The following is a 10,751-nucleotide window of genomic DNA, read 5'->3' as shown; positions in this document are numbered from 1 at the left end:
TTAGGCACGCCGCCAGCGTTCATCCTGAGCCAGGATCAAACTCTCCGAAGAAATGTTTGACTTGCTCAATTTAAAAATAAAAATTAACGTTGACGTTTGTCGCTTTGTTCAGTTTTCAAAGTTCAACCGTCGCTCTTGAGCGACTTTTTTATATTAACAAGTTGCCTTTCATTTGTCAACAACTTTTTAATATTTTATTTCTGATGAATTGCGATTGTTTTCCAATCACTCATCAGCGACATTTAAAAATTTAACATCTGTACTATATAAAGTCAACACTTTTCGAAAAGTTTTTTTCGTTTTACTAAAAAACCTTATTTACTTCCCTGTTTTCACTGAACCTTAGCAAGATCTTTGAAAGGATTTGATACTTCTCTTGAATGTTTCGTTCAAGAACTACATGATTCAAACTTTGTTGCAAAGCAACGTTTGTTCTTTTCATTTCTTCTCTAAGTAGTGCTTCTAACTCTAAACACTCCACTTGATTAAATAAACAAATTTTCATTGATTCACCTGCTTTTTGCGACATTGATTCTCAAAACATCAAAATAAAATCAGTCGTTCTTTTCCTTACCTGTTATTAATTGTAGACAAAACGCATACAAATTAGACAAGTACTACTTATTAAATGAGGTGACAAAATGAATATGTTTTATACTATTCGAGCCAAAAGAATCAAACAAACAATGCTTATCGTAGTTGCTGCTTTTTTTACAAGCTTTTTTCTTTATGCTCAACAGACGTTTCACTTTCCTGTGTTTTCAACAGATAATGGTCCACGAGCTGTTTATAAGGCGGATGATAAAAATCCCGAAGTCGCTCTTACATTTAACATCAGCTGGGGAGACGAAAGAGCTATTCCTATTCTAAATGAACTGAAAAAACAGCATATTGAACATGCTACTTTCTTTTTATCTGCTTCATGGGCTGAACGTCATCCAGATGTTGTAGAGCGCATAAAAAAAGAAGGCCACGAAATTGGCACAATGGGCTATGACTATACTTCCTATACAAGCCTAAAATCTAATGAAATTAGACAAGATCTTGCAAAATCAAAGAAAGTCTTTGATTCCCTAGGACTTAAAGATGTTCACCTTCTTCGGCCTCCTAACGGGCAATTTAATAAAGACATCTTAAAATTAACAGCGGATATAGGATATACAACCGTGCACTGGAGCATCGACTCTAAAGACTGGACAAATCCAGGAGTTGAAAAGATTGTATCGAATGTCACAAAACCCTTAGATGGGGGAGATATTATCTTGCTGCATGCGTCTGACTCCGCTCAACAAACAGCAAAGGCTATTCCATATATCAAGAATTCATTACAAAATAAAAAAGTCTCAAACGTAAGTGTTTCAACATTAATTTCAAATTCAAAAACCCAAGTAAAAGATATCCGCTAAGATCTATTCCCACTGTATATGGAAAGCAAAAGCAGACAAATATGCTATTTGTCTGCTTTTGCTATTCTTTCGTGCGTAAGAAGTTTCGGCAAAATAAGAAGTTGATACATATTACAAATTAGAAGTGGAAACACCATAAGGTAAAGCCAGCTTTCTTCGTTCGTTCGCAGCGCAGGGAACCATTCAATTGTCGTTACAACAATCATAAAAAACAGCGCTGGTACAAAAGCTTCTTTATTCGTCTGCTTTTTCTTTGCATACGCCACTAACAACCCTACCGCTAACAAGAAAACGCTTAACAAAATATACTTGCCTATGCCCTCTCCCGGTTGTTGAAAGAACTTATATCGAAAATAAGCAACGTCAAATAATACAAATAAAACAAATACAATTTGAACCGATTTCCAAAGTGATGCAGATTTAAAAATTCCCAACCCAAATCGGTGAATAGTTAAATATGCAAAAAAACCCATCTGACTAATTAAACTAAAAATAAACCCTACGCCTACGAGCCATGTTAAAACAGCAACAATTTCTCCTATCTTTCCTTGTTGAAATAAGTGACTGTATTCCCCCCAGCGCACCGCAAACCCAACAAAAGCTGTACTTATCCCCCCGACAGCTAACGTGGTTAGAAATAGACGAACCCAATTTCGACTATTCACTTCCATCTCCCCCATAAGTTACAAAATTGTACCTTTTCATAAATTGTACCAATCACGTTTTGAAAAATCTAGAGCTCTTTTATGAATAAAAAACCTTGATTATCTCATATTAAGCGTAAGCATATTAGGAAAGGAGCTCATTACTATGAAAAAGCGACTCATGCTCCTCATTTATATAGGAATGTGTATGCTTTTAGCTACAGCCTGTGCACCGCAAGATGAAGAGAACAATGGTATGGATTATGATCAAACAAAGAAAATGGTTGTTGATATTTTAAAAACAGATGAAGGAAAAAAAGCAGTCGAGGCAATTATGAAAGACCCTTCTGTTAGACAAGATATTTTAATGGATCAAAACGCGATAAAAGATACAATTTCTCAAACCCTAGTCTCAGATAAAGGCGTGGAATTTTGGAAAAAAGCCATGGATGATCCGAAGTTTGCTGAAAGTTTTGCTAAAAGTTTGGAAAAAGAAAATAAGACGGTCATCAAACAACTGATGAAAGATCCTGAATATCAAGGAATGCTTCAAGATGTTTTAAAGGATCCGGCTATGGAAAAAGAAGTACTGACTGTTTTAAAGAGTAAAGAATATCGCACTTATTTACAAAAGATTATGACCGAAACGTTTGATAGCCCTCTTTATCAATCTAAAATTCAAGACATTCTTTTGAAAGCCGCTGAAGAAACACAAGGTGGACAAAAACAAAGCAGCGACGATGGTGGTTCTTCTTCCTCTGGATCTGATTCAGGCGGAGAACAGCAACAGCAGTGATTAAATACGCATCTCATATGAGGTGCGTATTTAATTATGTCATTTATTTTTATTAAAAAACCTAAATAACTTCTTTATATTTTTTAATACTTAGTATTTTTATTGGAATTGTAAACTTTAATTCTTAGCTTTATGGTAAAATATTAGAAATTAACACAATCGTTTTATAGCAAAAGGAGGGAATTCGATGGAATTTCGCGTTATTAAAACGTTTCAAACCATTGTTCGTTTAGGAAGCTTTCAATTAGCCGCTGAATATTTAAAGTACTCTCAGCCTACCATTACACTGCACATTCAAAAGTTAGAATCCGAACTAGGATTTAAGCTTTTAGAACGAGGAAAAAGCATAAAACTTACTGAAGCAGGTAAAATCTTTTACGAGCGGGCAAATATTTTACTAAAGGAATATGAATATCTAAATAACACCTTAAAGGATTATTCAACAGGCGAAGCTGGCACTATCCGTATAGGTGCTGCAGAGCCTACAGCAAGCAGTCGACTGCCTTCCATTCTCTCATTATTTAAAAAAAGATATCCCAACACAGAAATTAGCTTACTCGTTGCAGACGAAAAGCATCTTCATCAACATATACGCAATCAAGAAATTGATTTCGCGATTGGCACTGTCTCAGAATCGTTCAGAGATATAGAATTTGAGGCATTACTAACGGAAAAACTTGTGCTGCTACTACCATTCAATCATGCTCTAACAAAAAGAAAAACAATCTTTGCAAAAGATTTAATACACGAAACGCTGATTACAGCTGGGCAATCTTCCGTTCAAAAGAAAATTGAGCAGCTAATCTTTGAACGAACGGGCCAACTGCCTGCTAAAGTCCAGTTAGGCACTATTAGCACACTTCAGCATTTTGTAAAAGAAAACTTAGGAGTAGCCGTTGTTCCACAAATAAGCGCAACTCTTCCGCCAGATCAAGTGGTGGTTAAAACGATTCATGACTTGCATGAGGGGCCTGCAATCGGCATTTTAAAGCACCAGTCTCACACCGTAAGTACAGCCGGAAAAACATTTTTAGCTCTCTTAAAACAAAACCTTGCATTTGATTTAAAAAAAGCGCAAATTGAACTCTCTGTATAATAACAAAAAGCACGCGCTGTTCGAGCGCGTGCTTTTTGTTATTTTCCTGTTGCTGCTTTTTCATTTTCGCAAATAAATGCAATCTTGCTTGCAATCTCTCCATATATTTTACCTAAACGATGCGATTCATCGTAAATGGAAGGTGCAAAATCTTCTTCATTCCAGTCAGGCTGACTTAACGGAAGCTGTCCTAACAGCTCTGTCTGAAGTTCCTCAGCGAGTTTTGGACCTCCGCCTTTACCAAATACATACTCTTTTTCCCCTGTTAGCTGGCTTTCAAAGTAGGCCATATTTTCTACAACTCCGATTACCTCATGATCGGTTTTCAAGGCCATAGCACCCGCTCTAGCTGCAACAAATGCCGCTGTAGGATGTGGTGTTGTAATAATTACTTCTTTACAAGCAGGAAGCATAGAGTGAACGTCTAATGCGACATCACCTGTTCCGGGAGGTAAGTCTAGTAAAAGATAATCTAATTCTCCCCATTCAACTTCTGTAAAAAAGCTCGTCAACATTTTTCCAAGCATAGGTCCTCGCCAGATAACGGGTGAATTATCTTCTACAAAGAAGCCCATGGAAATAACTTTTACTCCGAAACGGTCAACTGGAATAATCTTTTCACCTTCTACTACAGGACGCTGTGTGATTCCCATCATATCTGGGACGCTGAATCCATAAATGTCAGCATCAATTAAACCAACTTTCTTTCCTAAACGAGCTAGAGAAACGGCCAAATTAACAGAGACTGTTGATTTACCAACGCCTCCTTTACCGCTGGCAATAGCAATAAATTCAGGTGCATTGGGACTAGTTAGTAAGTTGCCAGTATTCGGTTGCTCAGCGCGGTACTGCTGAAGTTCTTCAGGCGTAAACTCAACAAATCGCAGTCCAACCGACTGCACACCTGCTTTTTTTAATTCTTCTACAATCGTGCCTTGAAGGCTCAGCTGTTCACTAGTACCTGTTTTTGCAACAGCAATCTTCAGGCTTATATGCTGTTTTTCAGCTTTAATTGTTATTTCTTTAATCGCATCTGTTTCTGATAGTTTTTTATTTAAAAATGGATCTGTAATTTCCCCTACTACTTCTTTTACTTGCTTTTCCGTTAGCATACTCCCACCACCATGTTAAAATCTATTTATTTATACTATCAAGTATATCATACATATTAGATTTTTCTGAATAGAAGGATGCTATGCTTTTTATTTGGGCTTTTCTCCAGTAAAATACCGGCTGACTCCTTCATAAATGGATTCAGCTAACTTTTTTTGATAGCGTTTCGATTGAAGCATTTTACGTTCTGTAGGATTTGATAAGAATCCTACTTCAACCAAAGCACCTGGTGGCTTAGAATGCTTAAGAAGGTAAAGAGTTTGAATAGCTTTTGCTTCACGGGTCGTATTATCCAGATTATTTCTTAGCTCTTGTTGAATGAGTTTAGCCACTTGCTCGTTTTCTTTTAGGGACCCGTAATAGAAAGTTTGAGCCCCTCTCCATGCAGAGGATGGAATAGCATTCAAGTGAATACTTAAGTACAAATCAGCATTGGATTTATTAATCATCGTTAAGCGATTTTTTAAGTCTTCTACTTTTCTGCGACTGTATCCTCTTGTGTCTTTGGCCGCTAGGTCTTCGTCTTTTTCTCTCGTCATTATAACAAGTGCCCCTTGCTCTTGCAGATAGTCCCGAAGCATTAACGAAATTTTAAGAGTTATTTCTTTTTCAAGCACTTCATCCTCTCCTACGGCTCCTCCATCAACACCGCCATGTCCAGGATCTAGTACAATAACTTTCCCGCTAAGAGGAAGTGAAAGCGAACCGGATGATGTTCTATGATCTATCTGATATTGTACAATGACATAAAGAACGAGAAGCGCTATAATTGTGCTCATTATTTTTACTTTAGACATTTTATCCCTTCCCTTCTTGCCTCACCTATTTATTTCTATATGGGACAAGAACGGGAATTATGAGTACTTTTTAATGCAAACGTAACCGACGTCTTTTTTCTGCGGTTCGATAACCTTCTTTCCACCAGTCTTGCACATATCCTTGACACAAATAATACAGACCGTCTTGATAAAGATCTGTTACAGACATGCTGACGGCTCCGTACAATGTATCAATTAAAAGAGACTCTTCTTGCTTACCGTGCTTCTGAAAATCTTCGTAGCCTTTACCACGTTTACTCACCCGGGCACCTAATAAAAATGATTCGATGGCAATATCAAGACAGTACTCCTCCACATGTTCGTCTCCTAGCATATTCCACTTAAACATTGGATGAAAATAACGGCGCAGCCTCTCTTGAAGCAAATCAAAGGACAGCTCCCTTAGGACTTTGCGTTCATATTTCATTTCTTTTTCATAACGTTTTTCTTTTAAATATGTAACCTCGTTCACGATAACGCCTCCCTTTTTTACATATTGTCTGCACAAGCCTTCGTCTCATACGCAAACAACAAATAAAAAAAGCCCTGGTCCAAAGACCAAGGCTTGAAACGTAATATAAAATTAACGTTTTGAGAATTGTGGTGCACGACGAGCGCCTTTAAGACCGTATTTTTTACGTTCTTTCGCACGAGCGTCACGAGTTAATAGACCAGCACGTTTTAATGTTCCACGGTATTCAGGGTCTGCTTCTAATAAAGCACGAGAGATTCCGTGACGAATAGCGCCAGCTTGACCTGCATAACCTCCACCATTAACGTTTACAAATACGTCATAGTTACCTACAGTTTCAGTTAAAGCAAGTGGTTGTTTTACTACTTCACGTAGTGCAGCAAATGGAATGTATTCTTCGATTTCACGACCGTTGATTGTTACGCGACCGTTACCTGGTACTAAACGTACACGAGCAACAGAGCTTTTACGACGACCAGTTCCGTAATATTGTACCTGTGCCAAGATAATAACCTCCTCTTATTAATTATCCGCGAAGTTCGTAAACTTCTGGTTTTTGTGCTTCATGTGGATGTGTTTCACCAGCATACACATGTAATTTTTTGAACATTTGACGGCCTAGGCTACCTTTTGGAAGCATGCCTTTGATTCCTAATTCAAGCATTTTCTCAGAGTAGTTAGTACGCATTTCTAATGCTGTACGTTGTTTCAAACCACCTGGGTGCATGCTGTGACGGTAATAAATTTTATCAGTTAATTTTTTACCTGTTAGTTCGATTTTTGACGCATTGATAAGGATCACGTGATCACCAGTATCAACATGTGGTGTAAAAGTTGGTTTATGTTTACCGCGTAAGATTGATGCTACTTCACTTGCTAAACGACCTAAAGTTTTACCTTCAGCATCGACAACATACCATTTACGCTCTACTTCGTTTGCTTTCGCCATGAAAGTTGTACGCATGAGTTTCCCTCCTAATTTTCATCATCAATTATAAAATTATTTCAACCTTCTATTTCAACACGATTAATTTCCGGGGCTAACCGTGGGGTTAAAATACATACCATATGATATATTATATCTTTAAGCTACTAATGTCAAGAAAATGTTACACCAGGTTTAGTTGTCATAGAAAACGCGCCATAAATATAGCCCTTGCGAAGGCGCAGTTTTCCCTGCACGAGGACGTGATTTGCTTTCTAGAATATCTTTTATAGCATCTGGTTCAATACGGCCTTGTCCTACTTCTAAAAGCGTTCCAACAAGAATACGAACCATATTATACAGAAAGCCACTTCCAACGAATCTAAACATAAGCTGACTATTCTCTTCATACATATCAATCTTGTAAATCGTACGAATCTTATCTTCCACTTCTGTCCTCGCTGAACAAAAGCTTGTGAAGTCGTGTGTACCGAGTAAATATGTGATGGCTTTTTTCATTTTTGAGTAGTCTAATGGATAAGGGTAATGGTATGCATAAGAACGAGTGAAAGGATTTCGATCTTCGCCGCGCAAAATATGATAGCGGTACTCTTTTGAAGTAACGTCATACCGGGCATGAAAATGTGCATCAACTTCACATACATTCTTCATTACAATATCATCTGGTAGCATTGAATTCAATGCTTTTTTCCACTTATCACATGGAATATTTAGGTTTGTATCAAAATGAATGACTTGCCCCTGTGCATGAACATTTGTGTCCGTTCGTCCAGAGGCGTAAATCGGCACTTTTTTGTTATGCATTTTCTCTAAAACGGCTTCAATCTCCAGTTGAACAGTTCGCTTATTGGGCTGAACTTGATAACCTGAAAAGTTTGTGCCGTCGTATGCAACTATACATTTTAAACGTTTCATCTTTTCACCAAACAATCTTTACGTTCTAATCAACACTAAAACAACTGCTACTGCCAGCAGAAGTAAAAGCATAATTGTATCTATGCTTCCCCATTTCAATTGACGATACTTTGTACGCCCTTCTCCGCCTTTATAACCCCTTGCCTCCATGGCAATAGCCAGCTCTTCAGCACGCTTAAATGAACCTATAAATAGAGGAACAAGCAAAGGAACCACAGCTTTCAAACGATCCGCAATGGGGCCGCTGCTAAAGTCCACTCCTCGTGCTGTCTGCGCTTTAATAATTTTATCTGTCTCTTCCATCAATGTAGGAATAAAGCGAAGAGAAATGGACATCATTAAAGCTAATTCGTGTACAGGAAGTTTGAGCTTTTTAAATGGATTCAGCAAGCTTTCCATTCCATCTGTTACTTCAATAGGCGTAGTCGTTAAAGTTAGCATCGTCGTAATTAAAATTAAGAACAAGAAGCGCAAGGAAATTAAAACACCTTGAATAAGGCCGCCTTTATAGACAGAAAACCATCCCCATTCAAACAAAAGAGGACCTTCCTTTGTCATAAAAATGTGCAAAAGAAACGTGATGATAATAATAAACATAACGGGCTTTAACCCTCTTAAAATAAACGAAACGGGCACTTTACTCATGGCCACTATCATAAGGGTATACACACCTAAAAAAGCATAGCCGATAGGGTTATTTGCTAAAAACACAATTAATACATACGCAAATACAAGAAGCAGCTTGGCTCGGGGATCCATTCGATGGACAACAGAATGACCCGGCACATACTTACCAATAATGATTGAGTTCATCATAATCGTTCACCTTGCTGCATAAGGTGCTGCACTTTCTCTACCACTTCAGAAAAGGTAATAACCGTATCCGATGCTTCAAGCTGAAATTTCTCTTGCAGCTTCAGCATAAAGCGAAGTGATTCTGGAACATCCAATCCATATTCTTTTAGCTGCGTATGCTGACCAAATACTTCTCTAGGTGACCCTTTCATCGCAATCGTTCCCTTATTCATCACAATTAGCTCATCCGCGTACATAGCTGCATCTTCCATGCTGTGAGTCACGAGAATCGTCGTCAAGCCTTTTTCTTTATGAAGATGATAAATCATATTCATAATTTCTTGACGCCCTCTAGGGTCCAATCCAGCAGTTGGTTCATCTAAAATTAGCACACTAGGATTCATCGCTAGAATACCTGCTATCGCTACACGACGCATTTGTCCACCACTCAAATCAAAAGGAGATCTGGTGAGAATGTCTTCTGGCAACCCTACTAACTTGATAAGCTCTCTTGCTTTTTGCTTTGCTTCTTCTTCCGAAACGCCATAATTCATTGGCCCAAAAGCTATATCTTTTTCCACCGTTTCTTCAAAAAGCTGATGTTCTGGAAATTGAAACACCACGCCTACTTGCTGACGAATAGCTTTTAAATTCTTTTCTTTTCGATTGGCTTTAATGGTGCGCTCACCGATTTGAATTTCACCAGCAGTTGGCTTCAATAAGGCGTTCAGATGCTGTATGATTGTTGATTTCCCAGAACCAGTATGGCCAATAACAGCCAAAAATGTACCTGATTGAATGTTTAAATTTAAGTCATGTAGAGCAATTCGTTCAAATGGTGTATTAACTTGATAACGATGCTCTACTTCTTTGAATATAATGTCCATAGTTCGTCCACCAAGTCCTCATCTGTTAAATGAATTTTTGATAAAGGAATTCCTACGGAAGCAAAACGATGGCTTAGTTTAACGGAAAACGGCAAGTCTAGTCCAATATCCGTTAACTTGGAACCTAATGCAAATACTTCGCGTGGAGTACCTGTTGCATAGATCTTCCCTTTGTTCATCACAACGACTCTGTCAGCCATTGCTACTTCATCTAAATCGTGAGTAATTGAAATAACCGTCAGTTGTTTTTCTTCTTTTAATTTTCTAACAGTTTCAAGCACTTCAGTTCGCCCAATAGGATCTAACATAGATGTTGCTTCATCTAGAATGATGACAGATGGCTGTACGGCAATTATACCCGCAATGGCCACACGCTGTTTTTGTCCACCTGATAGCTGATGAGGCTCTTGATCCAGAAAAGCACTCATATTGACCATGTCGATTGCTTCAGGTATACGTTTTTCCATAATCTCAAATGGAATCCCGTTGTTTTCAAGCCCAAACGCAATATCGTCTTGAACGGTTGAGCCAACAAATTGATTATCTGGATTTTGAAACACCATTCCAATCTGCTTGCGCACATCCCATATTGTTTCTTCAGATAAAAGCGTATCGCCCACTCGAACCGTTCCTTTTTCAGGTAGCAAAAGGCCGTTTAGAATTCGTGCCAGCGTCGACTTACCAGATCCATTATGTCCAGCTATCGCTAACCATTCACCTTTATAAGCAGAGAGAGAAAGGTGATCTAATGTTAGGTCTGCTTCAGGATCGTATCGAAAGCATAAATCTTTTACCTCTAAAGACATTTCTTTCAACGCTATCTTCCTCTCAGCTTTTTCTATTGCAGCATTGCCTACATTGAT

Annotated in this window: 13 protein-coding genes; 3 read left to right on the top strand and 10 right to left on the bottom strand. The window is 38.1% G+C overall.

Features of this window, described 5'->3' with window-relative positions:
* The first annotated feature begins 641 nt into the window (after positions 1-641).
* Complete coding sequence (gene pdaB, locus AC3WJG_RS24795; protein WP_337134635.1) at positions 642-1,406, top strand: polysaccharide deacetylase family sporulation protein PdaB; 765 nt, start codon at positions 642-644, stop codon at positions 1,404-1,406.
* 44 nt (positions 1,407-1,450) lie between these two features.
* Here pdaB and AC3WJG_RS24790 read toward each other — a convergent pair whose 3' ends face one another.
* Positions 1,451-2,071 carry a KinB-signaling pathway activation protein gene (locus AC3WJG_RS24790; protein ID WP_060747345.1) on the bottom strand — a complete coding sequence of 207 codons (621 nt, stop codon included), beginning with the start codon at positions 2,069-2,071 and terminating at the stop codon, positions 1,451-1,453.
* Between the two features lie 145 nt (positions 2,072-2,216).
* Between AC3WJG_RS24790 and gerD the strand changes: the two genes are divergently transcribed.
* Positions 2,217-2,846: a spore germination lipoprotein GerD gene (gerD, locus tag AC3WJG_RS24785; protein ID WP_013054964.1), complete on the top strand. Its 630-nt coding sequence runs from the start codon at positions 2,217-2,219 to the stop codon at positions 2,844-2,846.
* A gap of 187 nt (positions 2,847-3,033) precedes the next feature.
* Entirely contained in the window at positions 3,034-3,942 is a 909-nt protein-coding gene (locus tag AC3WJG_RS24780; protein WP_013081385.1) for a LysR family transcriptional regulator, read from the top strand.
* A 38-nt stretch (positions 3,943-3,980) separates the two neighbouring features.
* On the opposite strand, the gene AC3WJG_RS24775 is transcribed toward AC3WJG_RS24780, so the two are convergent.
* From AC3WJG_RS24775 to AC3WJG_RS24735, 9 genes are all read right to left on the bottom strand, one after another.
* Positions 3,981-5,054 carry an Mrp/NBP35 family ATP-binding protein gene (locus AC3WJG_RS24775; RefSeq protein WP_013054962.1) on the bottom strand — a complete coding sequence of 358 codons (1,074 nt, stop codon included), beginning with the start codon at positions 5,052-5,054 and terminating at the stop codon, positions 3,981-3,983.
* A gap of 90 nt (positions 5,055-5,144) precedes the next feature.
* Positions 5,145-5,852: an N-acetylmuramoyl-L-alanine amidase CwlD gene (gene cwlD, locus AC3WJG_RS24770; RefSeq protein ID WP_098250164.1), complete on the bottom strand. Its 708-nt coding sequence runs from the start codon at positions 5,850-5,852 to the stop codon at positions 5,145-5,147.
* 70 nt (positions 5,853-5,922) lie between these two features.
* Positions 5,923-6,345 (bottom strand): DUF2521 family protein, encoded by a 423-nt coding sequence (locus tag AC3WJG_RS24765; protein ID WP_116516848.1) that lies wholly within the window; start codon positions 6,343-6,345, stop codon positions 5,923-5,925.
* 111 nt (positions 6,346-6,456) lie between these two features.
* Positions 6,457-6,849 (bottom strand): 30S ribosomal protein S9, encoded by a 393-nt coding sequence (gene rpsI, locus AC3WJG_RS24760; protein ID WP_013054959.1) that lies wholly within the window; start codon positions 6,847-6,849, stop codon positions 6,457-6,459.
* Positions 6,850-6,871: 22 nt separating this feature from the next.
* On the bottom strand, positions 6,872-7,309 hold the full coding sequence (gene rplM / locus AC3WJG_RS24755) for a 50S ribosomal protein L13 (protein ID WP_013054958.1): 438 nt from the start codon (positions 7,307-7,309) through the stop codon (positions 6,872-6,874).
* A gap of 156 nt (positions 7,310-7,465) precedes the next feature.
* Positions 7,466-8,206: a tRNA pseudouridine(38-40) synthase TruA gene (gene truA, locus AC3WJG_RS24750; RefSeq protein WP_098250162.1), complete on the bottom strand. Its 741-nt coding sequence runs from the start codon at positions 8,204-8,206 to the stop codon at positions 7,466-7,468.
* A gap of 18 nt (positions 8,207-8,224) precedes the next feature.
* On the bottom strand, positions 8,225-9,022 hold the full coding sequence (locus AC3WJG_RS24745; protein ID WP_098250161.1) for an energy-coupling factor transporter transmembrane component T family protein: 798 nt from the start codon (positions 9,020-9,022) through the stop codon (positions 8,225-8,227).
* Complete coding sequence (locus tag AC3WJG_RS24740) at positions 9,019-9,888, bottom strand: energy-coupling factor ABC transporter ATP-binding protein (protein WP_098332917.1); 870 nt, start codon at positions 9,886-9,888, stop codon at positions 9,019-9,021. The genes AC3WJG_RS24745 and AC3WJG_RS24740 overlap by 4 nt, the downstream gene beginning before the upstream one ends.
* Positions 9,864-10,703 (bottom strand): energy-coupling factor ABC transporter ATP-binding protein, encoded by an 840-nt coding sequence (locus AC3WJG_RS24735; RefSeq protein ID WP_028410399.1) that lies wholly within the window; start codon positions 10,701-10,703, stop codon positions 9,864-9,866. The genes AC3WJG_RS24740 and AC3WJG_RS24735 overlap by 25 nt, the downstream gene beginning before the upstream one ends.
* Positions 10,704-10,751: the final 48 nt, after the last annotated feature.

The sequence above is a fragment of the Priestia sp. FW507-14D1A genome, from assembly GCF_058781295.1.
This window is presented reverse-complemented; position numbering and strand designations above follow the sequence as displayed.

Excerpts from the sequence above, each read along its gene's own strand:
- pdaB (WP_337134635.1), top strand. The coding sequence starts at position 642 with ATGAATATGTTTTATACTATTCGAGCCAAAAGAATCAAACAAACAATG.
- gerD (WP_013054964.1), top strand. The coding sequence starts at position 2,217 with ATGAAAAAGCGACTCATGCTCCTCATTTATATAGGAATGTGTATGCTT.
- AC3WJG_RS24780 (WP_013081385.1), top strand. The coding sequence starts at position 3,034 with ATGGAATTTCGCGTTATTAAAACGTTTCAAACCATTGTTCGTTTAGGA.
- AC3WJG_RS24775 (WP_013054962.1), bottom strand. The coding sequence starts at position 5,054 with ATGCTAACGGAAAAGCAAGTAAAAGAAGTAGTAGGGGAAATTACAGAT.
- cwlD (WP_098250164.1), bottom strand. The coding sequence starts at position 5,852 with ATGTCTAAAGTAAAAATAATGAGCACAATTATAGCGCTTCTCGTTCTT.
- rplM (WP_013054958.1), bottom strand. The coding sequence starts at position 7,309 with ATGCGTACAACTTTCATGGCGAAAGCAAACGAAGTAGAGCGTAAATGG.
- truA (WP_098250162.1), bottom strand. The coding sequence starts at position 8,206 with ATGAAACGTTTAAAATGTATAGTTGCATACGACGGCACAAACTTTTCA.
- AC3WJG_RS24745 (WP_098250161.1), bottom strand. The coding sequence starts at position 9,022 with ATGATGAACTCAATCATTATTGGTAAGTATGTGCCGGGTCATTCTGTT.
- AC3WJG_RS24740 (WP_098332917.1), bottom strand. The coding sequence starts at position 9,888 with ATGGACATTATATTCAAAGAAGTAGAGCATCGTTATCAAGTTAATACA.